At 57.4% G+C, this 22,610-nt stretch carries 23 protein-coding genes and 3 pseudogenes; 11 read left to right on the top strand and 15 right to left on the bottom strand.

Annotated features, from left to right (window positions below):
• The first annotated feature begins 31 nt into the window (after positions 1-31).
• Complete coding sequence (locus JZ00_RS20535; RefSeq protein ID WP_039593133.1) at positions 32-1,396, top strand: HlyD family type I secretion periplasmic adaptor subunit; 1,365 nt, start codon at positions 32-34, stop codon at positions 1,394-1,396.
• A 171-nt stretch (positions 1,397-1,567) separates the two neighbouring features.
• On the opposite strand, the gene JZ00_RS20530 is transcribed toward JZ00_RS20535, so the two are convergent.
• Both JZ00_RS20530 and JZ00_RS20525 read right to left on the bottom strand, forming a co-directional pair.
• Complete coding sequence (locus JZ00_RS20530; protein ID WP_039593134.1) at positions 1,568-2,164, bottom strand: tRNA-uridine aminocarboxypropyltransferase; 597 nt, start codon at positions 2,162-2,164, stop codon at positions 1,568-1,570.
• Between the two features lie 2 nt (positions 2,165-2,166).
• Positions 2,167-3,060 (bottom strand): LysR family transcriptional regulator, encoded by an 894-nt coding sequence (locus JZ00_RS20525; protein ID WP_039593135.1) that lies wholly within the window; start codon positions 3,058-3,060, stop codon positions 2,167-2,169.
• Between the two features lie 207 nt (positions 3,061-3,267).
• Between JZ00_RS20525 and speB the strand changes: the two genes are divergently transcribed.
• From speB to JZ00_RS20505, 4 genes are all read left to right on the top strand, one after another.
• A complete protein-coding gene (gene speB / locus JZ00_RS20520; RefSeq protein WP_039593136.1) occupies positions 3,268-4,218 on the top strand; it encodes an agmatinase in 951 nt (316 codons plus the stop codon).
• Positions 4,219-4,227: 9 nt separating this feature from the next.
• Positions 4,228-4,635: a YybH family protein gene (locus JZ00_RS20515; protein ID WP_039593137.1), complete on the top strand. Its 408-nt coding sequence runs from the start codon at positions 4,228-4,230 to the stop codon at positions 4,633-4,635.
• 49 nt (positions 4,636-4,684) lie between these two features.
• Positions 4,685-6,190, top strand: coding sequence for a purine-cytosine permease family protein (locus tag JZ00_RS20510; protein WP_162488973.1), 1,506 nt, complete (start codon positions 4,685-4,687; stop codon positions 6,188-6,190).
• Positions 6,191-6,262: 72 nt separating this feature from the next.
• Complete coding sequence (locus tag JZ00_RS20505) at positions 6,263-7,651, top strand: sodium:solute symporter family protein (RefSeq protein WP_039593139.1); 1,389 nt, start codon at positions 6,263-6,265, stop codon at positions 7,649-7,651.
• A 154-nt stretch (positions 7,652-7,805) separates the two neighbouring features.
• On the opposite strand, the gene JZ00_RS31730 is transcribed toward JZ00_RS20505, so the two are convergent.
• Both JZ00_RS31730 and ptrR read right to left on the bottom strand, forming a co-directional pair.
• Positions 7,806-7,934 carry a PA1414 family protein gene (locus JZ00_RS31730; RefSeq protein WP_256222727.1) on the bottom strand — a complete coding sequence of 43 codons (129 nt, stop codon included), beginning with the start codon at positions 7,932-7,934 and terminating at the stop codon, positions 7,806-7,808.
• 139 nt (positions 7,935-8,073) lie between these two features.
• Positions 8,074-8,967 carry a putrescine utilization regulator PtrR gene (ptrR, locus tag JZ00_RS20500; RefSeq protein ID WP_039593165.1) on the bottom strand — a complete coding sequence of 298 codons (894 nt, stop codon included), beginning with the start codon at positions 8,965-8,967 and terminating at the stop codon, positions 8,074-8,076.
• Positions 8,968-9,070: 103 nt separating this feature from the next.
• Here ptrR and JZ00_RS20495 point away from each other — a divergent pair, with 103 nt between their 5' ends.
• Entirely contained in the window at positions 9,071-10,243 is a 1,173-nt protein-coding gene (locus tag JZ00_RS20495; protein WP_039593140.1) for an MFS transporter, read from the top strand.
• Here JZ00_RS20495 and JZ00_RS20490 read toward each other — a convergent pair whose 3' ends face one another.
• Positions 10,244-11,698 carry an NCS1 family nucleobase:cation symporter-1 gene (locus tag JZ00_RS20490; RefSeq protein WP_039593141.1) on the bottom strand — a complete coding sequence of 485 codons (1,455 nt, stop codon included), beginning with the start codon at positions 11,696-11,698 and terminating at the stop codon, positions 10,244-10,246.
• A gap of 407 nt (positions 11,699-12,105) precedes the next feature.
• Entirely contained in the window at positions 12,106-12,942 is an 837-nt protein-coding gene (locus tag JZ00_RS20485) for a CvfB family protein (RefSeq protein ID WP_039593142.1), read from the bottom strand.
• A 329-nt stretch (positions 12,943-13,271) separates the two neighbouring features.
• On the opposite strand from JZ00_RS20485, the gene JZ00_RS20480 reads away from it, so the two are divergent.
• The 3 genes from JZ00_RS20480 to JZ00_RS20470 all read left to right on the top strand — a co-directional run bounded on the left by JZ00_RS20480 (position 13,272) and on the right by JZ00_RS20470 (position 15,315).
• On the top strand, positions 13,272-13,460 hold the full coding sequence (locus tag JZ00_RS20480; RefSeq protein WP_018607615.1) for a hypothetical protein: 189 nt from the start codon (positions 13,272-13,274) through the stop codon (positions 13,458-13,460).
• Positions 13,461-13,656: 196 nt separating this feature from the next.
• On the top strand, positions 13,657-14,367 hold the full coding sequence (locus tag JZ00_RS20475; RefSeq protein ID WP_039593143.1) for a TorF family putative porin: 711 nt from the start codon (positions 13,657-13,659) through the stop codon (positions 14,365-14,367).
• An 81-nt stretch (positions 14,368-14,448) separates the two neighbouring features.
• Positions 14,449-15,315, top strand: coding sequence for a DUF6279 family lipoprotein (locus tag JZ00_RS20470; protein WP_039593144.1), 867 nt, complete (start codon positions 14,449-14,451; stop codon positions 15,313-15,315).
• Positions 15,316-15,451: 136 nt separating this feature from the next.
• Here JZ00_RS20470 and JZ00_RS20465 read toward each other — a convergent pair whose 3' ends face one another.
• Complete coding sequence (locus JZ00_RS20465; RefSeq protein WP_030141150.1) at positions 15,452-15,844, bottom strand: hypothetical protein; 393 nt, start codon at positions 15,842-15,844, stop codon at positions 15,452-15,454.
• Positions 15,845-16,031: 187 nt separating this feature from the next.
• Between JZ00_RS20465 and JZ00_RS20460 the strand changes: the two genes are divergently transcribed.
• Together JZ00_RS20460 and JZ00_RS20455 are read left to right on the top strand one after the other, a co-directional pair.
• Positions 16,032-16,763 (top strand): DUF899 domain-containing protein, encoded by a 732-nt coding sequence (locus JZ00_RS20460; protein ID WP_039593145.1) that lies wholly within the window; start codon positions 16,032-16,034, stop codon positions 16,761-16,763.
• Positions 16,764-17,004: 241 nt separating this feature from the next.
• Positions 17,005-17,277, top strand: a complete 273-nt coding sequence (locus tag JZ00_RS20455; protein WP_039593146.1) for a hypothetical protein — start codon at positions 17,005-17,007, stop codon at positions 17,275-17,277.
• Between the two features lie 215 nt (positions 17,278-17,492).
• Here JZ00_RS20455 and JZ00_RS30950 read toward each other — a convergent pair whose 3' ends face one another.
• The 8 genes and pseudogenes from JZ00_RS30950 to JZ00_RS31570 all read right to left on the bottom strand — a co-directional run bounded on the left by JZ00_RS30950 (position 17,493) and on the right by JZ00_RS31570 (position 22,468).
• Positions 17,493-17,699, bottom strand: a complete 207-nt coding sequence (locus JZ00_RS30950; RefSeq protein ID WP_152668459.1) for a hypothetical protein — start codon at positions 17,697-17,699, stop codon at positions 17,493-17,495.
• Positions 17,700-18,466: 767 nt separating this feature from the next.
• Complete coding sequence (locus tag JZ00_RS20450; RefSeq protein WP_039593147.1) at positions 18,467-18,820, bottom strand: DUF596 domain-containing protein; 354 nt, start codon at positions 18,818-18,820, stop codon at positions 18,467-18,469.
• A 564-nt stretch (positions 18,821-19,384) separates the two neighbouring features.
• A pseudogene (locus JZ00_RS30390) lies at positions 19,385-19,806 on the bottom strand (hypothetical protein).
• A 239-nt stretch (positions 19,807-20,045) separates the two neighbouring features.
• Positions 20,046-20,302, bottom strand: a pseudogene (locus tag JZ00_RS20440) (BrnA antitoxin family protein).
• A 246-nt stretch (positions 20,303-20,548) separates the two neighbouring features.
• Complete coding sequence (locus tag JZ00_RS20435) at positions 20,549-20,911, bottom strand: hypothetical protein (protein ID WP_039593148.1); 363 nt, start codon at positions 20,909-20,911, stop codon at positions 20,549-20,551.
• Between the two features lie 18 nt (positions 20,912-20,929).
• Positions 20,930-21,265, bottom strand: coding sequence for a deaminase domain-containing protein (locus JZ00_RS30385; protein WP_082112115.1), 336 nt, complete (start codon positions 21,263-21,265; stop codon positions 20,930-20,932).
• A 93-nt stretch (positions 21,266-21,358) separates the two neighbouring features.
• Positions 21,359-21,733: a hypothetical protein gene (locus tag JZ00_RS20430; protein WP_152668458.1), complete on the bottom strand. Its 375-nt coding sequence runs from the start codon at positions 21,731-21,733 to the stop codon at positions 21,359-21,361.
• Positions 21,734-21,854: 121 nt separating this feature from the next.
• Positions 21,855-22,468, bottom strand: a pseudogene (locus JZ00_RS31570) (transposase).
• Positions 22,469-22,610 lie beyond the last annotated feature (142 nt).

Below are 22,610 nucleotides of genomic sequence, written 5' to 3'. Positions count from 1 at the left end.
ATCATTACATTTAGCCAACGGGTACCGCCCCATGTCTGCTCAAACACCCGATCAAGCCGCCCGAAGCTATTTCGGCAGCTTCAGCAAAAGCGCTGAAAGCGAATTCATGCCGGAAACCGCCGGCGCGACGCTACAAGATTCGCCCCGGCGCTCGCGCGTCACCGTGTGGCTGGCGGCTGGGCTGATTGTCAGTGGGCTGGTCTGGGCGAAACTGGCAGTCCTGGAAGAAGTCACCACTGGCGAAGGCAAGGCGATTCCGTCGAGCAAGATCCAGGTGATCCAGAACCTGGAGGGTGGCATCGTCACCGAGATTTTCGTGCGCGAAGGCCAGATGGTGAACAAGGGCGACACCTTGCTGCGCCTGGATGACACGCGCTTCCTGTCAAACAAGGGTGAGAGCGAGGCCGATCGTTATGCGTTGATGGCCCAGGTCGAACGCTTGTCGGCGGAAGCGGAAGGACGGCCGCTGCAGTTATCCACCGAAGTCACCGGCAAGGCGCCACAAGTGGCCGAGGATGAGCGCGCACTGTATGAACAACGCCAGCGGCGCCTGGCCAGCGAGCAACGGACCCTGACCGAACAACTGCGGCAGAAAACCCAGGAACTGGCGGAGTTTCGTTCCAAGCAAGGGCAGTTCAGCTCGGCGCTGGCCCTGCTGCAAGAAGAGATGAACATGTCGGCCCCGCTGGTGCGCACCGGGGCGGTTTCACCGGTGGAGATCCTGCGGCTCAAGCGTAGCGCGGTGGAAATTCGTGGCTCGCTCAATGCCACGACCCTGGCGATTCCGCGGGCTGAATCGGCGATCAATGAAATCAAGAGCAAGATCGACGAGTCAGAACAGTCCTTCCGTTCCGACGCGGCCAAGGAGCTCAACGAGAAACGCACGGAACTGTCGAAAATCACCGCCTCGAGCATCGCCATCGATGACCGCGTGACGCGCACCACCGTGGTCTCTCCGGTGCATGGGGTGATCAAGCAACTGAAGGTCAACACCATCGGCGGCGTGGTCCAGCCGGGCAGCGACATGATCGAGATCGTGCCCCTGGAAGACAACCTGCTGATCGAAGCCAAGGTCCGTCCCCAGGACGTGGCGTTCCTGCATCCGGGCCAGAAAGCCATGGTCAAGTTCAGCGCCTACGACTACACGATCTATGGCGGGCTGAGCGCCAAGCTCGAATTGATCGGCGCCGACACCATCACCGATGACAAGGGCAACAGTTTTTACCTGATCCAGGTGCGCACCGACAGGAACCATTTGGGTGGGGATGCGAAACCGTTGCTGATCATTCCAGGGATGGTGGCGACGGTGGACATCATCACTGGCGAGAAAAGCGTGCTGGATTACCTGCTGAAACCGGTGTTGAAGGCGCGGACCGAGGCGATGCGCGAGCGTTGATCCGGACTTCACTCAACCCTGTGGCGAGGGCGCTTGCTACCGCTGGGCTGAAGCGGCCCCAAGACCATTCACCGCGTTGTATCAGGAAGACCACGCGGCAGGTTTTACGACGGCTGCGCCCGAGGCGTCGGACCGGCCGAGCGGGAGCAAGCTCCCTTGCCAAAGGGACCTTTATTCTCCTCCATGGTTCTTCTGATAGGTCTCCTCCCCCATCGCCGCGATCTGCCCCTCGATCAACGCTTCGAACGGTTTTAGCAACGGCTCGAAACTCACCGGCGCCTCCAGAACCTGCAAGGCCTGGACAATCGCCTCCACCGTCGACAACGCCCCCGGCCCTGGAGCCTTGCGCAAGCGGTAGCGAGACACGCCGCCGTCGGCCAACGTCACCCTCGGCAGCGCCGCCAGCAGCGGGTTGAGATGCAACAGTTTGCGCGCCTTGCGCCAGGTGCCGTCGGGAACGACCAACAGCAGCGGCTCATCGCAAGAAGCGTAGGCTTGCAGCGGCTGCGCATCGTCAGCGGGAAACAGCAACCGCGCCCGATAGCCCGGTTGATCGAGCAACCGCGGCAGATCCTCGAACACCTCGCCCACGATCAGCTCGGCATTCTTCAGCCCCAACGCCGCCAGCCGGGCGGTGTTCAACGCGTGGTTCACTTCGCTGGGATGCTGTAACAACAAGACGCGCGTGCGGCTGTCGAGGCTGGGGATCAACGGGCACAGGCAATGGCTTTGGGGCCTGAGGCAACGTGGGCACTGGAGTCTGGACATGGTCAGGCCTGGTTCAGTTGAGCTTTGAGTAGATCACGAAAGGTCTGGATCAGCGGCTCGCGGCTGCGACCCCGGCGCACGATCATCGAGAACGGCGCCTGATAGCCGAATGTCGCCGGCAGCAGCACGCGCAAGTCGCCCTTGTCGACCCAGGCCTGGGCGTAATGCTCGGGCAGGTAGCCGATGTAGGCGCCTGACAGCACCAGGATCAACTGCGCTTCCATGCTCTCCACTGTCGCCGCGCTGTGCTTGAAGCCATGGCGAGCCAGTTCGGCCTGGCTCCAGTAACCGCGTCCGACCATGCGTTGCTGGGTGATGAGTTGTTCCGGGATACGTCGCTCGGTGAACAACGGGTGGCGGTTGCTGCAATACAGCCAGTGCTGCTCGCGGTACAGCGGCATGTAGACCAACCCGCTCATGCGCGTGGAAAACGCGCCGATGGCCAGGTCCAGGCGGTTGTCCTGTACGCCGAGTTGCAATTCGTAAGGGCTCAGGACCGACAGATGCAAATGCACCGCCGGATGTTCCTGGCTATAGGCACCGATGGCTTCGGCGAACGGTAGGGCCTTGTCGCTGACGGTGGAGTCGATCACTCCCAGGTTGAGCGTGCCGCGCAGCTCGCCCTTGAGCGCCGCGGCGTATTGCTCGAACCCTTCCAGCTCGCCCATCAGGCGCAGGGTTTCCTGATGGAACAACTCGCCCTTGCTGGTCAGGCTGAACCCGCCCCGTCCGCGATGACAGAGCACCAGGCCCAGGGTCGATTCGAGCTGGCTCATGTAGGTGCTGATGGCGGACGTGGAGAGATTGAGCTCGTGCTGGGCATTGGCGAACCCCTGGTGCCGGACCACGCTGACAAAAATGCGCAGCAGTTTCAGGTCGGGTAGAGGGTGGGCCATTGGGGCGTCTCCATAGAGGCGGGTCTCTGCAACTTTGTGGCGAGGGGCATCATGCCCGCTGGGATTGCGTTGCTGCGGAGTCTATCGCCCCGCCCGTCATTAGTTTAGAAAAATCTGAACTAAGTATTTGCCGCCAGCGATTCTTCACGGCAAAAGCTTTTCGCAGAATCGGCCCCTGATAAATAAAACAACGATGAGGCCCTACCCGTGGACAAGATTCTTCATCAACCACTGGGCGGCAACGAAATGCCGCGCTTCGGCGGCATCGCCACCATGATGCGACTCCCCCACCTTCCCACCGCTGCCGGCCTGGACGCTGCCTTTGTCGGCGTGCCGCTGGACATCGGCACCTCCCTGCGCGCCGGCACCCGCTTCGGCCCGCGCGAAATCCGCGCCGAATCCGTGATGATCCGCCCCTACAACATGGCCACCGGTGCCGCGCCGTTCGACTCATTGTCGGTGGCGGACATCGGTGACGTGGCGATCAACACCTTCAACCTGCTGGACGCGGTACGAATCATCGAAGAGTCGTACCACAAGATCCTCGAACACAATGTCATCCCCCTGACCCTGGGCGGTGACCACACCATCACCCTGCCGATCCTGCGGGCGATCCACAAGAAACACGGCAAGGTCGGCCTGGTGCACATCGACGCCCATGCCGATGTGAACGACCACATGTTCGGCGAGAAAATCGCCCACGGCACCACCTTCCGCCGCGCCGTGGAAGAAGGCTTGCTCGATTGTGACCGCGTGGTGCAGATCGGCCTGCGCGCCCAGGGCTACACCGCCGATGACTTCAATTGGAGCCGCAACCAGGGTTTCCGCGTGGTCCAGGCCGAGGAGTGCTGGCACAAATCCCTGGCGCCGTTGATGGCTGAAGTGCGTGAAAAAGTCGGCGGCGGCCCGGTGTACCTGAGCTTCGACATCGACGGCATCGACCCAGCCTGGGCGCCCGGCACCGGCACCCCGGAAATCGGTGGATTGACCACTATCCAAGCGATTGAAATCGTCCGTGGCTGCCAAGGCCTCGACCTGGTCGGTTGCGATCTGGTAGAAGTTTCGCCGCCGTACGACACCACCGGCAACACCTCGCTGCTGGGCGCCAACCTGCTGTACGAGATGCTCTGCGTACTGCCCGGCGTGGTCCATCGCTGAGGCCCGGCCATGAACGATCGAGACCAAGTCCTCGAGGCCGCTGCCAAACTGGTGTCCGCCTTCGCCCGCAATGACCGCGACGCCTATTTTGGCGCGTTCACGGCCGACGCGAGTTTCGTGTTCCATACCCTCGAACACCCCCTGCTGTCCCGCGACGCCTACCAGGTGTTGTGGGATCGCTGGCGGGCCGAGGATGGCTTCGAGGTGCTGAGCTGCACCTCGAGCAACGCCTACGTCAGCCTGCAAGGAGACGTGGCGATTTTCATCCATGACGTGGCCACCCAGCTGCGCATGCAAGGGGAGCTTCACTTTAGCCAGGAGCGCGAAACCATTGTGTTTCGCCAAGAACAACAAGGCCTATGGCTGGCCTGTCATGAACATTTGTCCGCAATGCCGGAAGGGCTGCCACCCCCTTAGCCACAGGCGACATTCACAGCCGATGAATGCGCCTCGATGATCGGAGCAGATCATGAATAACAATAACGATAAAAGCCTTACGCAGATTGAAACCAACGGGGTCGAGCAGATCCCGGACCATGAACGAACCGCCGGCCCGGGCGATCTGTTTCGGCTGATCTTCGGCGGCGCCAATACCTTTGCCACCGCCGTGCTCGGCAGTTTCCCGGTGCTGTTCGGCCTGTCGTTCCAGGCCGGTGTCTGGGCGATTGTGCTGGGGGTATTGGTCGGTTCGATCATTCTCGCGCCGATGGGCCTGTTCGGTCCGCTCAACGGCACCAACAACGCGGTGTCTTCCGGTGCGCATTTCGGTGTGCACGGACGCATCGTCGGTTCATTCCTGTCGCTGCTGACCGCCATCGCGTTTTTCTCGCTGTCGGTGTGGAGTTCGGGCGATGCGTTGATCGGCGGTGCCAAGCGATTGATCGGCGTGCCGGAAACCGACCTGAGCCTGGGCCTGGCCTACGGCCTGTTTGCCTTGCTGGTACTGACGGTTTGCATCTACGGCTTCCGCTTCATGCTGTGGGTCAACCGCATCGCCGTATGGGCCGCGAGCCTGTTGTTCTTGTTGGGCATCTTTGCCTTCGCGCCGAGTTTCGACAGCCAGTTCGCCGGCACGGTCGCCCTCGGCCAGCCGGGCTTCTACGCGGCCTTCATCGGCGCGGCGCTGGTGGCCATGAGCAACCCGATTTCCTTCGGCGCGTTCCTGGGTGACTGGTCGCGCTACATCCCACGCAACACGCCCAAGCCGCGCATCATGCTGGCGGTGATCGCCGCGCAACTGGCGACGCTGATCCCGTTCCTGTTCGGCCTCGCCACCGCCACCATCGTGGCGATCAAGGCGCCAGACTACATCGCGGCCAATAACTATGTAGGCGGGTTGCTGGCGGTGTCGCCGGGGTGGTTCTTCCTGCCGGTGTGCCTGATCGCGGTGATCGGTGGCATGTCCACCGGCACCACGTCGCTGTATGGCACCGGGTTGGACATGTCCAGCGTATTCCCAAGGGTGCTGTCGCGGGTCAAGGCGACGCTGCTGATCGGCGTGCTGTCGATCGCCTTCATCTTCATAGGGCGGTTCGCGGCAAACCTGGTGCAGAGCGTCTCGACCTTCGCCGTGCTGATCATCACCTGCACCACACCCTGGATGGTGATCATGATCATCGGTCTGGTGGTGCGTCGTGGCTTCTACTGCCCGGATGACTTGCAAGTGTTCACCCGCGGCGAAACCGGCGGGCGCTACTGGTTCAGCCACGGCTGGAACTGGCGCGGCCTGGGGGCTTGGATTCCCAGCGCGTTGGTGGGGCTGTGCTTCGTCAACCTGCCGGGGCAGTTCGTCGGACCATTGGGGGAATTGGCCGGTGGTATCGACATCAGCCTGCCGGTGACCTTGGGGCTGGCGTCGGTGGTGTACCTGGCATTGCTGGGGCTGTTTCCGGAACCGGCGGCGGTGTATGGGCCGCGGGATCCGCGTAGCACTGATCCGCTCAACCCGTCAGAACTGCGACAGGCCGCCTGACTGACCAATTCCCATGGCGTCAGCGCCAGCAGCCTCGCCCCACATAAAAAATACAATCGGAGACACGCCATCATGGCCTTGGATTTAATCGTCGTTCTCATCTACGCCGCCGGCATGATCGCCCTGGGCTGGTACGGCATGCGCCGCGCCAAGACCCGTGACGACTATCTCGTCGCCGGGCGCAACCTCGGCCCGGGCTTTTACCTGGGCACCATGGCCGCCACCGTCCTGGGCGGTGCATCGACCATCGGCACTGTGCGCCTGGGCTACGTCCATGGCATTTCCGGATTCTGGCTGTGCGGCGCTATCGGCCTGGGCATCGTCGGGCTGAGTCTGTTTCTCGCCAAACCGTTGCTCAAACTGAAGATCTATACCGTGACCCAAGTGCTGGAGCGCCGCTACAACCCGGCTGCGCGGCATGCCAGCGCGCTGATCATGCTGGTCTACGCGCTGATGATCGGCGCCACGTCGACCATCGCCATCGGCACCGTCATGCAGGTGCTGTTCGGCCTGCCCTTCTGGGTCTCGATCCTGGTGGGCGGCGGCGTGGTGGTGCTGTATTCAACCATCGGCGGGATGTGGTCGCTGACCCTGACCGACATCGTGCAGTTCCTCATCATGACCATCGGCCTGGTGTTTTTGCTGATGCCGATGTCCATCAGTGATGCCGGAGGCTGGGACGCAATGGTGGCGGCCTTGCCGGCGCGCTATTTCGATTTCACCGCCATTGGCTGGGACACCATCATCACGTATTTCCTGATCTACTTCTTCGGCATCTTCATCGGTCAGGACATCTGGCAGCGAGTGTTCACCGCCCGCAGCGAAGGCGTGGCGAAAGTCGCCGGAACCGCCGCCGGCCTGTATTGCGTGCTCTACGGCCTGGCCGGTGCGCTGATCGGCATGGCCGCCAAGGTACTGCTGCCGGACCTGGAAAACGTCAACAACGCCTTTGCAAGCGTGGTGCAACACAGCTTGCCCAACGGGATACGCGGCCTGGTGATCGCCGCCGCACTTGCGGCGCTGATGTCCACGGCGGCGGCGGGGCTGCTCGCGGCTTCCACTACGGTGGTCCAGGATTTGTTGCCGCGTCTGCGCCAGGGTCGTGAAAGCGGCAACGGCGACGTCCATGAAAACCGCATCGCAACCTTGCTGCTCGGTGCGGTGGTCCTGGCAATCGCCCTGGTGGTCAGCGATGTCATCAGTGCCCTGACCCTGGCCTACAACCTATTGGTGGGCGGCATGCTGATCCCGCTGATCGGCGCCATCTACTGGAAACGCGCCACCACGGCCGGAGCGATCACCAGCATGTCGCTGGGCTTCGTGACCGCGCTGTTCTTCATGTTCAAGGATGGTTTGGATGCGAACACGCCGATCTATTACAGCTTGAGCGTCGCGTTGGTGAGTTTCGTGGTGGTGAGCTTGTTGTCGCCGCGGTCGAATGTGGTGCCTAAGGCGGCTTGATCAAATAGCAGAAAGGTTTCTTCGATGGGCATGGCGTCGGTGGCCATGCCCTTTTTTTGCCATAGGAATTCACATCGCAAATAAAAAGATCGCAGTTCCAGAGTCTTTCAATCGAAAGGCTCTGGAACTGCGATCTCTCCAAAAACGGGTGGGTTTACCGGCGGCGCGGCTGGCGGCGGCGTTGCTCATCGTCAGTGCGGATCGGTATCGGCTGCATGGGCGGCTCAATGAGGCCGAGCGCGACCCCCAAGTCGTGAAGCCAGTTCTGGATTTTCTCTTTCATCGTGGTGCCCCCTCAGGGTGGTGCGAGCGGCAGATTTCTGTGGCCCCTTCGCACTGATAATAGTCCGAAGTCCTACGCAATGCTCGTTACAGATTGCAATGATCTGTTACTGAATTGATCCAAATCCCAGGCTGTGAGTTCAAGCCGATTGCGCCGTGATCATGGGCGCCCGCGGCCACGCTTGTTGTTGCAACTCGATCCAGGCGTTCAGGTTGGCGCCGACCATGCCTTTGCGCCACATCAACCACGTCGTCGCGCTGGCAAATGGTTCGGCCAGTGGATGCGCCACCACACGCTCGCGGCCCGGCAGGCTGGCGAGCATCGACTCCGACATCAACGCTACCCCGGACCCGGCGATGACACACGCCAGCATCCCCTGGTACGACTCGATCTCCATCGCCCGGCCCATGGTTGCGTGATCATGGGCAAACCAGGCCTCCAGGCGCATCCGGTACGAACAGCCCCGGCGGAAGGTGAATACCGCGCGGCCTTCCACGTCCAGCGCACTGCGTACCGGCGCGTGGTCCGCCTCGGTGATCAGCACCAACCGTTCGTCGCACAATGGCACGCCATCCAATCCCGCCAGTTCCAGCGGGCCGTCCACCAGCGCCGCATCGAGGCGATTGGTAAGCAGGCCTTCGAGCAATTCACCACTTGGCCCCGATTGCACCTGCAGGTTCACCGCCGGGTAAGCCCGGTGATATGCCGCCAGCAGGTCCGGCAAATGCGTCGCCGCCGTGCTGTACATCGTGCCCAGCAGGAAATCCCCGGCCGGCTGACCGCCCTGCACCGCCGCGTGGGCTTCGTCATGCAGGGCGAACAGCTTGGTCGCATAATCCAACAAGACTTTTCCTGCAGGCGACAACTGCAAACGCTGACGCTCCCGTAGGAAAAGATCCACGCCCAACTGCTCTTCGAGCTGCTTGAGCCGGGTCGACAGGTTCGATGGCACCCGGTGCAAGCGCTCCGCTGCCCGGGTGATGGAACCTTCCTCGGCCACGGCCTGGAAAATCCGTAACTGGCTGAACTCCACGACCATCTCCAAAAAAGAACAAGTTGCTCACTATTATTCATTTTTAATGAAAGTCAATCAGTCCTAGCCTGACGGTCATTCGCCTCAACGCTGGAGAACGACCATGTCGCCCTTGATTCGCCTGCTTGCCAGCTTCATAGCCCTGATGGTGGCCATGGGCATCGGCCGCTTCGCCCTTACGCCCCAGTTACCTCATTTGATCGGCGAAGGTCAGGTGGACTTGACCGCCGCCGGTCTGATTGCCGCCGCCAACTACCTGGGGTATTTCCTCGGCGCGCTGGACGCGATGTTCGCCCGTCGCCCGGAACAAGTGCAGCGACGGTTGCTCGGCGGCCTGTGGCTGTGCGTGCTGCTGACCCTGGCGTCGTTCTGGGCCTGGGGCTTCTGGCCGCACCTGGCATTGCGCTTCGGCACCGGTGTGGCGAGCGCCTGGGTGATGGTGATGATCACGGCCCTGAGCCAGCCCTTGGCCGCGGCGGCAGGACGGCCACGGCTTGGGGCGCTGGTATTTGCCGGACCGGGACTGGGAATTTTCCTGACAGGCTTGTTGGCCCTTGGCTCGAACCTGCTGGGCCAGACCTCCGATGTCTTGTGGTTGGTGTATGCCGGTGCGGCATTGATTATGTTGCTGGTGATCCTGCCGGCCCTGCCGAAACCCACGGCGGCGGCCACCCATACAGCGCCCGTCGTTGTGTCCGGTAACAGCGGTATCGCCCGACTCTGCGTGGTCTACGCCTTGTATGGCGTGGGCTACATCATTCCGGCGACGTTCCTGTCGCAGATGGCATCCGCACAATTCAAAGGGCAATGGCAGGCGGATCTGTTTTGGCCCTGCTTCGGCCTGGCCGCCGCCATTGGTGTGTTGCTGGTGAGCCTGCGCAAGCCCAACCCGAACACCACCAGCCGGTGGCTGATGGCGACGTTGTGGCTGCAAGCCGCTGGCGTGTTTGCGTGCCTGCTGGGCAGCGGTGCGGGGCTGGCGTTGGGCGTAGTCCTGTGTGGCTCACCGTTTCTGGCCTGCATGCAACTCGTGGTGATGCGTGCCCGAGAACTGGCGCCCCACGCGACGCAGCGCAACATCGGACTGCTGACGGCGTGTTTTGCCATCGGCCAGCTCAGCGGCCCCTTGCTGGCAGCGCTGAGCAGCCACTTCAGCGGTGGCTTGCAACCCGCGCTGGTCATCGCTGGCAGCGGTCTGGTGCTGGCGGGCGGCCTCCTGCTGCGCCCCGCCAACGCAAGCGCGGTGAAGCCTTGCGCACAGACCGCCCTGCGTTGATCAGGCTTGGCCGGCCGCGTTCAGCGACGTGTTCAGTTGTAGGACGGATTGGCGTCGCGCCAAGGCGAAATACAACACGCCGCCGAGGAAGCAACCGGTGAACCAGGCAAAGTTGGCCATCGGTTGGAGAAACGGCGTGAACGTGATCGCCACGCCCATCAGCGTCGCCGGGATCAATGCCTCGACCGCTGTCCAGTTAATGCCCCCACTGTAGTAGTAGCGCCCAGTCGGGCCATCGTTGAACAGCGAATCGACGTCGATCTGCTGCTTCTTGATCAGGTAATAGTCCACCAGCAGGATGCCGAACAGCGGGCCGATAAACGCCGCCAGTACGTCCAGGGTGTAATGGATCACTTCAGGGTTGTTGAACAGGTTCCACGGTGTGATGAAAATCGATGCCACCGCCGCGATCATGCCTCCGGCGCGCCAGCTGATCTTGCTCGGCGCGACGTTGGCAAAGTCAAAGGCCGGGGAAACGAAGTTGGCAACGATATTGATGCCAATGGTCGCGGTGACGAAGGCGAAAGCGCCGAGCAAGACGGCTACGTCGTTATCGATGCGTGCCACGGTGGCGATCGGGTCGTGGAGCATTTCCCCGAACACCGGCAACGTCCCGGAAACAATCACCACGGTGACCAGAGAGAACGCCAGGAAATTCACCGGCAACCCCCAGAAATTGCCACGACGTACGTCAGACATGCTCCGACAGTAGCGGCTGAAATCACCGAAATTCAAGGTTGGGCCGGAAAAGTACGACACCACCAGGGCCGTCGCCACGATCACTTGCCCGAATGCCTGCCAGCCCGACAAGGATTTTTCCGCCAGGGTAAAACTGATGTTGCTCCAACCGGCCTTCCACACGATCCAACCCGCCAGCAGGAACATCACGGCATACACCACCGGCCCGGCCCAGTCGATGAAGCGACGGATCGACTCCATGCCCGTCCAGAACACCAACGCCTGGACGAACCACAACCCAAGGAAACCGAACCAGCCCAGGTAGGACAAACCTGCAAAACTTGGCGTCGCGTAGGCTTCCATCGAAGGAAAAAACCGCAGGACCACGATGATCAGTGCGCTGGACGCCAGGTACGTCTGTATTCCATACCAGGCCACGGCGATAAGCCCCCGGATGACCGCCGGGATATTCGCCCCGAACACGCCAAATGCCAGCCTGCAAATCACCGGATAAGGCACCGCCGCCTGTTGGCTCGGCTTGGCGACTAGATTAGCAATCAACTGCACGATGCAAATCCCGCCGAGCAAGGCGATCAACACCTGCCAACTCGCCAGGCCCAACGCGAACAGGCTGGCGGCAAACACGTAGCCGCCAACGCTGTGCACATCACTCATCCAGAACGCGAAAATGTTGTACCAATTCCATTTTTGCGGCAGCGGGCCCAGGTCTTCGTTATAGAGACGAGGGCTGTAGCCGTTGGGCAATTGCTCGGACATTGCGGGGCTCCTTAAGGTGCCGCCGTGCCCCCGAGTTTGATTGTCCACCACACTGCGCACGGGAGCCGGCGTGGTTTGTATACGGGTTACTACGCAGAATGCGTGCCATAGGCGCTGGATGCGAGACAAACCGTGGTTTTTAGCGCAGGTAAAAACCAAACGGGCACGGCAGAACGCCCACGAACGGGGCGCGGATGCATGCTTAAGGTGCAAGGATTTTGTATACAGCGATGATCACCGTGGCGAGGGAGCTTGCTCCCGCTGGGGTGCGAAGCAGCCCCAAGAAATGTCTGTATCGCCACGAAAAATCAGATCCGAAGGACGCCGGAGCCCGCTGCGCAGGCCAGCGGGAGCAAGCGCCCTCGCCACAGGATCAAAGGCCCACAAGGCTAGGATCCTGTGTTCGATCAGGTCAGCTCAATACGATCAGCATGAATGACAATCTGCCCATTCTTGTAAAGCGCACCAATGGCCTTCTTGAAGTTGCCCTTGCTCACGCCAAACAGACTGCTGATCAATGCCGGGTCGCTCTTGTCACTGACCGGTAGCGTGCCGTTGTTCTCGCGCAACTTGGCAAGGATCTTCGCGTTGAGGCTGGTGGCCGCTTCCTGGCCCACCGGCTGCAAACTCAAACTGATCTTGCCGTCCGGGCGGATTTCCTTGATGAAACCCTTTTCCTGCTTGCCGGCGCGCATGAACTTGAAGATTTCGTTCTTGTGGATCAAGCCCCAGTGCTTGTTGTTGATGATCGCCTTGAAGCCCATGTCGGTGGCTTCGGCGACCAGCAAGTCGACTTCCTGCCCAGGCGTATAGTTGGCCGGTGTCTTGTCCAGATAACGGTCCAACCGCGCCGTGGCAGTGATACGGCGGGTGTGCTTGTCGAGATAGACGTGCACCACGCAGTATTCGCCCGCAGTCAATTGGCGTTTTTCTTCGGAGTACGGCAGTAGCAAATCCTTGGGCAAGCCCCAATCCAGGAATACGCCGATGCTGTTGACTTCAACCACTTTCAGGCTGGCGAATTCGCCAACCTGGACCTTCGGTTTTTCCGTGGTAGCGATCAGTTTGTCGTCGCTGTCCAGATAAATGAAAACATTCAGCCAATCTTCGTCTTCACTGGGAATATCCTTGGGGATATAACGGTTGGGCAGCAGGATTTCACCGTCCGCCCCGCCGTCCAGATATAAACCGAAGTTGGTGTGTTTAACCACTTGCAAACTGTTGTAGCGCCCGACTAAAGCCATTTCCAAATACCCTCGTTGCGTGGGCGGCATTCTACCCGGTTTTGCGGCGCGATTCGTGCCGCTGAGGGGGCTTACCGCGCAAGCCTTGATTCGCAAGGGTTTTCTCCCTTGAGAGGGCCATTCGTCAGACTGTGCAAGGTTCGAATCGCCCCGCTTCAGCGTTGAATAAAATGAAACGTTGTTATTTAAAACAGTGGCTTAGGGGCAATTATCAGGCACGAATGGTTCAATATTCTTGCCTTGGCGCAAATAATCCACGGGGATATTTGCCAAGCAATTGTCAAGTATTTCCTGTACGATGCCTGGCCCAATTAATTATCCATAGGTTAATGGCCGTCATGCGCGTAAAAGCATCCAACAGCAAAGCAAAGCCCGCTCCAGCCGTTGAAACCAGCGAGTCGATCAACGACCAGATCGCTGCGTTCCTCAAGTCCGGCGGTGAAATCCAGCAGATTGCAAAAGGTGTCAGCGGCCAGACCTTCGGCCCGTCCAAGCAGATCAGCCTGGGCAAAAAGTAATCCCCGCGTCACCTGGTCCCTAAGCGCTTTGACTCTCGAAGCGCTTGGACTGGAACCCCTCCCCTCACACCCATCTGCACATAAATCGACGAACGGCCATCGCTGCCGAACATTCGCCGGTATGCTTGCACCTCTCTAGCTCAAGTGTTTCAGCTTGTTTACGATTCCCTGCTCCTCGCTATTCATGGAGTGAAGCATGCGCATCCCTGTTGTCCTGATGTCGTTCAGTCTGCTCGCTTGCCCCGCTTCTTATGGGCAGGTGTTTCAGCGCGAGCTCGGTGACTTCGACCTTAAACTCGGCACCACCCCCAGCCGCAGCATGGCCCAGGGCCTGGTAACGCCATCGAGCATCGGCTCTTTCCACGGTGGCCTGGACCTGAGCCATGACAGCGGCTGGTATATCGGACAATGGTCACCCAGCGTCGGCTTCTCCGCCGACCTGGAAGTCGATTCCTACATGGGTTTCAAACAACCCTTCGACCAGACTCTGGGTTACGAAGTCGGCTTGATCCACTACAGTTACCCCACCGTCGATACCGTCGACAGCCAGGAATTCTATGGCGGCCTGACCATTCTCGGCAGCCGCTTCGGTGCGGCGTTGAGCAACGACCCGGACAAACAGAACAGCACCCTGTTCGCCGACCTCGGTGGCAACGTGCCCTTCGGCATCGGCATCAGCGCCAAATACACCACCCACCAACTCAATACTCCAGTCTCGGTGGAGGATGGTTACGTAGGCAGTTTCAGTGACTGGTCGTTGAAAATTTCCCGTCCGTGGAGAGGCATCGACCTGGACCTGATCTACAGCGACTCAAGCCTCAGCGGCAGCAGCTGCTCGGCCTACTCCGGCCACAACAGCGAATGCGACAGCCTGTTGACCTTGAAGATGGCCCATCCTTTTTACTAAGCGTTACGTATTCAACCGGCTGAACTGCCGCGTGTCTGCGATGCTCAAACAAAGCACCTCCGCCTTCGCAAGGACCCGCTCATGTCGCGCTGGTTAACACGCACCGCCATGTTCATCGCCCTGCTGCTGACACTCACCGCTTGCAGCCGTATCGGATTGGCCTACCGCAACCTCGACCTGATCATCCCCTGGACCCTCAACGATTACTTGGAGATCAACGGTCAACAAAAAGACTGGTTCGACGATCGCCTCAAGGAACACTTGAGTTGGCATTGCACCACGCAATTGCCCGGCTACCTGGACTGGCTCGATCGCCTGAAGACCATGGTGCAAACCAACACCGTGACCGACGAAGCCCTGCAGCAACGCACCCGCGAAGCCAAGGCCGCCATCGCCGAAACCGCCCGAGCAATCACCCCGTCGGCCATCGAACTGCTGCAGCGCCTCAGCGACGAACAGGTCGACGACATGGACGCCGCGTTCGTCAAGGACCAGCGCAAGCGCCAGCGCGACTACCTCAAGCCGACCTTGCAACAGCAGATCAAGGAACGTGCCGAGCGCATGGAAAAACGCCTCAATGACTGGATCGGCCCGCTCAACGATGCCCAGCGTCAAAGAGTAATGACGTGGTCCTCCGCCCTTGGCGATCAAAACCAACAATGGATCGCCAACCGCGCCCACTGGCAAAACCAATTCAGCGAAGCCGTCGCCCAGCGCCACAGCCCGGACTTCCCGAAACGCATCGAGCAACTGCTGGTCAACCGCGAGAGCCTGTGGACGCCCGCTTATCGCGAGGCCTACAACAAAACCGAAGCCCAGGCCCGCAGCCTGATGGTGGACCTGATGGCCGACAGCACCCCGGCACAGCGTGAACGGCTATTGCAGAAAATCGATGGGGTGAAGAAGGATTTCAGCGATCTGAAATGCTTGAAGGCAGCACGCTCATAAACCACTGAGATCCATGTGGGAGATCCAATGTGGGAGCGAGCTTGCTCGCGATAGCGGCCTGACATTCAACAGGTGTTTTGCCTGTTTAATCGCTATCGCGAGCAAGCTCGCTCCCACAGGGTTCAGTGCCAGCCTGTCAGGCAATCTGCGCCTTCGAAGCCAAATCATCAAACGTAAACTCATCCAGCGCATCTTCCTGCTCATCCAACACCTGACGCGGATGATCATTGCCCGGAATGCTGCTGTCGATCAGGCTCAACAACCGCGAGCCGCGTGGTGTCAGCACAAAATTCTCGCCATTGCCGCCCTCTTCCTCCGGCCGAGGCTCGATATACCCACGCTCCAGCAGTAACTTTTCATACTCTCCGGCGACCGCTTTCAGATGATCGAGGTTCTCGATTTCCTCGCCCTGAGCCGCCTTCTCCGCCGCGTGCTGCTCCGCGTAAGGCCGAGGGGTAAAACTGTGGCCGGCGCCGTTCTGCACTTCGTGCAGCAACCGTTCGATCAAGTCCCAGTTATAAGTCGTCATCCTGGTCCATCCTCTAATGCTTAAAGAGTGAGATGCCTACTTAAGGTGTGACCGGGGCGGATCAGCGCCGTTCAGCCCGGTTTTTGACCGCCCTTTTCTCCAAACCGACCAGCGGCTTGTCGAATCCGACGCCGACCAAACGACTAGGCATTGCAACCGTCGGCAAATCAATCCCAGGAGAAGCCCCATGAACATCGAGCACCCTCCAGTCGTCTCGCGGGAAGAATGGCTCGCCGCCCGCCGTGAGCATTTGGCCCATGAAAAAGCCTTCACCCGCGAACGAGACAAGCTCAGCGCCGAACGCCGCGCCCTGCCCTGGGTAAAGATAGAAAAACCCTACCGCTTCCAAGGCCCCCACGGCGAACTCAGCCTCGCCGACCTGTTCGGCGGCCGCAGCCAACTGATCATCTACCACTTCATGTTCGGCCCCGGCTGGACCGAAGGCTGCCAAGGCTGCTCGTTCCTGTCCGACCACATCGACGGCGCCAACCAACACCTGGCCCACCACGACGTCGCCGTCGTCGCCGTCTCCCGCGCGCCCTATGCCGAATTCCAACCCTTCAAACGCCGCATGGGCTGGGCCTTCGACTGGGTCTCGTCGCAAGGCTGCGACTTCAATTACGACTTCGGCGTCAGCTTCAAAACCGAAGACGTCGCTGCCGGAACAGCCACCTACAACTACGAAAAAACCGACACCGCCGAAGGCGAACTCCCAGGCCTGAGCGTCTTCTATCGCAACGAAGCCGGTGACACCTTCCACACCTACTCCACCTACGCCCGCGGCCTCGACATCCTCGTCGGCACCTACAACTACCTCGACCTCACGCCCAAGGGCCGCAATGAAGACGAGATCATGGATTGGGTGCGGCATCATGATAAGTATGAAGAGGCCTGGCCGCGTGGATGCTGCCACAGTTGATGCGTCAGCCCGCCCAGTCGAGCGCGATCTCGTGGCGAGGGAGCTTGCTCGCGCTCGGCTGGGTAGCAGTCGCTTGCTTTAAGCCGACAAATGCTAGGCCAAACGTCCTACATAAAGCTCGGAAAGCGGTGTCTTGTGGCTCCAGAGTGGACCAGCCTATAGTCCCTCGTCGTTCAAAAAGACGACCGGGGTTGGCGACCCGAATCAACAGAGAGGCTCATTAACTTACGAGGCTCTTGCTATGACCAGATTCATGCCCATCACTGGCGTCGACTGCACGCCCGCCACTCTGCTCATCGACACCGAAGCCCCACTCGACGTCCTCTTCGAAACCGCCGACTACCGCATCCGCACCGTGACCCAGCTGCTGGAAAATATCGCGTTCCGTTCGGATATCAGTTCCGATACGGTGGTGCTTTCTGATTTTTGCAAACTGCTAACGATATCGCTGCGCGATGGGTGTGATGTGTTGGATGTGATTGGGAGACGGTTGCGGGCGCAAGCTGCTGAGTAACGAAAACGGGCGATCTTTGGGTCGCCCGTTTTTCACATGTGCGGAAAGCTAAAGAAAACCAGGGACACAGATAACGTAGTCTGTCCCCGGTTCTGCTCAGCTCCATCTGTGCTCTCATTTAAGGTTTGTATTTGTCTGGTCCTGAAACGGCTGTAAACCTATTTCAGGACTAGACACAGATAACTTGGTCTGTCCCCGGTTCTGCCGCATGCAAATTACATATCCATACCTTCTCTTTCAGCCACCTCCCTTAGCCGTAGTGAAACCTCAACGATTTCATCCTTATTTAAACCACAATAGGTTGGCAAGGAATCATTCGGAACATTCTGAATCAGAGCCATCCCACAAGATATAAAGTACCTTAACTCCCTTAACGAAACCTTCAAATCAACGTAATTAGAATCTTCGAGTTTTTCACTCATTTCTTTGGCACCTGAGATTTAATATAGTTATCCCAACCAACGCCGCCCTGGTCTGGCCTGAAAGCAGTAGCTTCACCTCTCTGCCCCCGAATAACAATGGTCTTCGTTGAGTTGTCGAGATAGTACATCGTCCCATCAACTGACTGTCGCCGGTCTATTGCTGGGTCGAAACGATTTTTTCGATAAAATCTTGGAACTGATTTTTGGTACTGATACCAAGGTCTGCAAACTCTCGCCTTTCAATTACATGCTTTTGACAGGCATGTCCACTCGCAACCTCTTCAGCTAAGAGCTGAGAGTTGAGCCTACCCTGATTGATTGCGCTCTCAGCTCCAGAGCTACCTTTTTTTCCTCCACCTCCAGCCCGCCCAGCAGCCATCCCAACCGCAAGCGTCACACTGTCTTCGATGATAGCCCTAGCATATTCCGGACTTATACCCCATTTCGAAATCAGGACATCCGTCACCGCCTTGGCCGAATGCTCTGTTGTAACACCCGCCAACAGATTTTGAAACTGACAAAAAAGGGGACGGATTTATTTTCACCCGCCGCAAATCAATAATCAGATACGGAGCACTCCCCTAGTAACCAGAGGAAAATAAATCCGTCCCATTTTCCCTTTCAGAAAATAAATCTGTCCCCTTTTTCCCTTTTTCGCACACATATAACGTGGTCTGTCCCCGGTTCTGTGTTCAGAATAGGCATCCGAAGAAGGTTAAGTAAGTGCCACTCAAATCTGTCCCCTTTCTTTTTCTCGCCTAGTTGGATCATGTCCATACCTCTTGGCCCTCAGCGGTAAGCCATACTACGCCCGCCGGAGCGGTAGTTAAAAACCAAAATCCGAAACCATCAAGGTCGTCTTCTTCGGGGCAAATAGGCCACGCGCTCCTGAGCGCATCGATCTGCTCGTCAACATCACCAGAGAGAAATTTTCCATTCGAACCCAATTTAAGATGCCCACCCAGCATTAGGCGCCTCAGCACCTCGAGAAAAATCGCTGTTCTTTCTTCATTACCCGTCTCTAACTTACAAAGCTCCATACTTAAGTGCTGCCAGATTGAGCCCATCGACAAACCGAATGAACTACTCAAGATAGTGGAACATAAAAAATCGACGTTCATTTGAATTTGACCTCAATTCGTTTTCCAGCATTAATTGATGGATTTAAAAAAAGGGGACGGATTTATTTTCACCCGCCGCAAATCAAAAATCAGATACGGAACACTCCGCTAGTCACCAGAGGACAATAAATCCGCCCCATTTTCCCTTTCAGAAAATAAATCTGTCCCCTTTCTCGCGCGCTTTTTTTGTTTTTTTCACAGGCCGCGTTCAAAATCTAGAAAAAAAATGATTACGTATAGAATAAAAGAGAATACCGCTAAAGCAGCTCGCCACTCAGGATTAGCATCTTTGCCCAAGCTGCTAGGTCCGATAGCGATCCTAGCCCCTCTCAAATAATTCCAGACAGCTTGCACAAATAATAGCTGAACTACAATCATTAAAAAAAACGGCCCCATCCACCATTAAATCTTAGAACAGAATTCAAGACCGAAGCAAATAACAGCGCAATCGCGACACAATTCCGGTACCTAAACAAAGCATCAATCACAACTCTTGGTCTTAAAAACATTATAAAACCCCGTCAATAATTTTATCCCGACAAAAAAGCAAAAAAGGGGGCGGATTTATTTTCCCGTCTTCCCCCTTGGCCGCCCCTGACCTCGTTGTTCTACCCGGATACCAATAATCCGCTCTACCTCATCAACGAAGCGCCCTGTCCCCGTCAACTGACCGCACTGCAATGCATCACGAATCAAACGGACCTGCTCTGTTGGTATGGCCTCGCGCACGAAAACATCATACTTGCGACGCCGCTCCATCGCCGTAGCGCCTAACGCAACGAAGCAGGGATCGACATCCAGCCATCCGCTGTCAGGACAATCACCTGCCCGGCTTCGGTAGCCCCAAACGCATCCTTGAGCTCGCGCAGATCCGCTAGATAGCGTTGATAATCCTCGGGAACCGCAAAAACCACCTGACGGTTATGACCGCGTTGCACAATATGGTGTGGGTAATTCGGCAAAATAATACGTCCCATCCTGGGCATATCTGACCTCTCCTCCGTGGAAGCTTTCAGCGTAGCAAAGGCTCAGAAAATAAATCTGTCCCCTTTTTTCACGTGGCGAGGGAGCTTGCTCCCGCTCGACTGCGCAGCGGTCGCCTGTTTTGCCTTAACCACAGCGCTACGCGATAGCGTTTGATGTAATCGGAGAGCTGCGGACACACGTAACAGAATTAATGACAACGGGCGGCCTCTCAGTTGCCCGCTTCATAGCATTAATATGCTCATCGCCGCTGGCCCTGCTGGGCCTGCATGTATTGGCGAAGAAGCTGATTGATGCGTGTCTGATAGCCCGCGCCCTGCCCCTTGAACCACTCAACCACATCGGCATCAAGCGAATAGTCACCGCCTGCTTTACCGGCACACGCAGCTCGGCGCGACGGAAGAAGTCATCATCCAGTTCGGGGATATCATTGGTATCGATGTCCGCGTCATCCAACTTGGCCAAGCGCTCCCAGTCGGTTTTCGATGGTTTCGACATAACGTATGCCCCCTATTTCGTAGCTATCGGGCGGAGGCATGCGGATCTCATCGCCTCGCCGTTCGGTGTAGCCAACCGCGCCAGCCACATACTGATCCGGCCAATGGTTCGACGCGGCGCACCTCTGACCAAAGAGACTACTGTCGAAACCGTCCTTCTGAAATCAGCGTAGCAAAGGCTCAGAAAATAAATCTGTCCCCTTTTTTCTCTTTTTTACATGGCGATACTTAGTGTCCCTGCAGATTTTCAGATTCCTGAAGCATCAATGACACCAGTATAGCTAGCAACTAAGCGTATATGCTCAAGCATCAGCTTGTCGTCTTCAGCACTACCTAACGCAAATTCAGACAGCTTAGAGTACGCAGCGCCGAGCTCTTCAAAAACATCATCTGTAAAAGGATCGTTCTTAGCAAATATCACTCCACCCTTTATCGCTACGAAAAACAAAGCGGTAAGGGCCTGAACCTTTACTTTATAGGACTTTGAATGCAAAAAAGCATCCATCTCATCATAAGCGTAAGCAAAGGCCTGATAGATTGCTAGACCTTTATTATGAGTAGCTTCACCATACGAAACCTGCGTCTCATACAACACATCGGAATAATTCAAAGGACCTCCAACTCAAACTCAATCACGTGTAAATACATTCAATTGAATATTTGGATAATGCTCCCTAAATTGTAAGACCATCCCTGTACAGCTAGGACAAACTGCTTTTTCAGAAAGCAAGTTTATGCGCCCCGTTGCGCTAGTATTTTGACCAAGCCTTTGCGCAACTGTTTCCAGGATCTTAAATTCAGTATCCGCATCTCTCAAATATGCACCCGGTCCACCTATGTATTTCTCTGATATCTCATCCTCGCGCATAGCGATCTGATGTGATCCAGCATCGTATCGTACAAAAAATCGATCCCCACGAGCCCATATTTCCATGTCACTGAGCTGAAACGGTTTCCTATCCATACCCCCCACTTACCGAAAAACACTAAGGCCCCCTCAGGGACAGACCACGTTCCACACAGAAAACGTGGTCTGTCCAGCCCCCCTTTTTATTGATTAAATGACCATACTCTTCTTGTACACAACACCCTCGCCCTCATTGAACGCATAGACGCTATCGTATTGAAAAGATAGAACAAATCGCATCGAAGAGCGCAAGGATAATTCCTCCATGACACATTTTATCTCCCTCCAACTCTGCTCCAGTTTATGTAAAGGGCAATGGAATGCTCCCATGACACCTACTAGCCAATCAACCTCCCACCCCTCAGCAAACACAACACTGGGGGGATCAACCAATTCGAAATAAAAGAAGCCATTCGAATCGGAAAAATAACCTTCTAAGGAAGTTTTCTCCAGCGTTACAACACTTGCATTTTTTTCCACAGCATGCCGAATAGTTTCCAGCGAGGCGCCGGCTTCGATTTCCATGAACATAGTGATCGTCATCGCTGGACCTCAAATACCCGTTTATTGTCTCCCTTATCACAAAAAGAAAAGGGGACAGATTTATTTTCCGATCGGCTTTTGCCTCCCAAAAAAGGGGACGGATTTATTTTCCCGTCCTCCCCCTTGGCCGCCCCTGACCTCGTTGTTCTACCCGGATACCAATAATCCGCTCTACCTCATCAACGAAGCGCCCTGTCCCCGTCTACTGACCGCGCTGCAATGCATCACGAATCAAACGGACCTGCTCTGTTGGTATGGCCTCGCGCACGAAAGCATCATACTTGCGACGCCGCTCCATCGCCGTAGCGCCTAACGCAACGAAGCAGGGATCGACATCCAGCCATCCGCTGTCAGGACAATCACCTGCCCGGCTTCGCTAGCTCGACCAACGGTAGTCTGCTATGTCAGCCACCATCTGAGCGCGTACAGGATTCAATTCTATGTAACGGCAACAGGCAAGGAGATAAGCATCTGACTGCACGACACTGGATTTGTATCGGCTTTCCCATAGCGTACCGGAGCGAGTAACAGGTGGACGTGATTGGTCATCAGACATTAGGCGTAGACCCTAACCCCAAACGCATCCTTGAGCTCGCGCAGATCCGCTAGATAGCGTTGATAATCCTCGGGAACCGCAAAAACCACCTGAGGGTTATGACCGCGTTGCGCAATATGGTGAGGGTAATTCGGCAAAATAATACGTCCCATCCTGGGCATATCTGACCTCTCCTCCGTGGAAGCTTTCAGCGTAGCAAAGGCTCAGAAAATAAATCTGTCCGCTTTTTTCCGATGCGATGCATCGGGCGTTAGGGTGAAACAGGTGTAAACCTATTTCAGGACTAGACACCCCCTTTTCTTT

It is taken from the genome of Pseudomonas frederiksbergensis, assembly GCF_000802155.2.
Lineage (GTDB): Bacteria > Pseudomonadota > Gammaproteobacteria > Pseudomonadales > Pseudomonadaceae > Aquipseudomonas > Aquipseudomonas frederiksbergensis_A.
The sequence above is the reverse complement of the archived record's forward strand: the minus strand, read 5'-3'. Positions and strand labels throughout refer to the sequence as shown.

Bases quoted from the DNA above. Each gene is read 5' to 3' on its own strand.
- JZ00_RS20535 (WP_039593133.1), top strand. From the start codon at position 32: ATGTCTGCTCAAACACCCGATCAAGCCGCCCGAAGCTATTTCGGCAGC.
- JZ00_RS20530 (WP_039593134.1), bottom strand. From the start codon at position 2,164: ATGTCCAGACTCCAGTGCCCACGTTGCCTCAGGCCCCAAAGCCATTGC.
- JZ00_RS20525 (WP_039593135.1), bottom strand. From the start codon at position 3,060: ATGGCCCACCCTCTACCCGACCTGAAACTGCTGCGCATTTTTGTCAGC.
- JZ00_RS20515 (WP_039593137.1), top strand. From the start codon at position 4,228: ATGAACGATCGAGACCAAGTCCTCGAGGCCGCTGCCAAACTGGTGTCC.
- JZ00_RS20505 (WP_039593139.1), top strand. From the start codon at position 6,263: ATGGCCTTGGATTTAATCGTCGTTCTCATCTACGCCGCCGGCATGATC.
- JZ00_RS31730 (WP_256222727.1), bottom strand. From the start codon at position 7,934: ATGAAAGAGAAAATCCAGAACTGGCTTCACGACTTGGGGGTCGCGCTC.
- JZ00_RS20495 (WP_039593140.1), top strand. From the start codon at position 9,071: ATGTCGCCCTTGATTCGCCTGCTTGCCAGCTTCATAGCCCTGATGGTG.
- JZ00_RS20490 (WP_039593141.1), bottom strand. From the start codon at position 11,698: ATGTCCGAGCAATTGCCCAACGGCTACAGCCCTCGTCTCTATAACGAA.
- JZ00_RS20485 (WP_039593142.1), bottom strand. From the start codon at position 12,942: ATGGCTTTAGTCGGGCGCTACAACAGTTTGCAAGTGGTTAAACACACC.
- JZ00_RS20480 (WP_018607615.1), top strand. From the start codon at position 13,272: ATGGCCGTCATGCGCGTAAAAGCATCCAACAGCAAAGCAAAGCCCGCT.
- JZ00_RS20475 (WP_039593143.1), top strand. From the start codon at position 13,657: ATGCGCATCCCTGTTGTCCTGATGTCGTTCAGTCTGCTCGCTTGCCCC.
- JZ00_RS20470 (WP_039593144.1), top strand. From the start codon at position 14,449: ATGTCGCGCTGGTTAACACGCACCGCCATGTTCATCGCCCTGCTGCTG.
- JZ00_RS20465 (WP_030141150.1), bottom strand. From the start codon at position 15,844: ATGACGACTTATAACTGGGACTTGATCGAACGGTTGCTGCACGAAGTG.
- JZ00_RS20460 (WP_039593145.1), top strand. From the start codon at position 16,032: ATGAACATCGAGCACCCTCCAGTCGTCTCGCGGGAAGAATGGCTCGCC.
- JZ00_RS20455 (WP_039593146.1), top strand. From the start codon at position 17,005: ATGACCAGATTCATGCCCATCACTGGCGTCGACTGCACGCCCGCCACT.
- JZ00_RS30950 (WP_152668459.1), bottom strand. From the start codon at position 17,699: ATGAGTGAAAAACTCGAAGATTCTAATTACGTTGATTTGAAGGTTTCG.
- JZ00_RS20450 (WP_039593147.1), bottom strand. From the start codon at position 18,820: ATGAACGTCGATTTTTTATGTTCCACTATCTTGAGTAGTTCATTCGGT.
- JZ00_RS30385 (WP_082112115.1), bottom strand. From the start codon at position 21,265: ATGGATAGGAAACCGTTTCAGCTCAGTGACATGGAAATATGGGCTCGT.
- JZ00_RS20430 (WP_152668458.1), bottom strand. From the start codon at position 21,733: ATGGAAATCGAAGCCGGCGCCTCGCTGGAAACTATTCGGCATGCTGTG.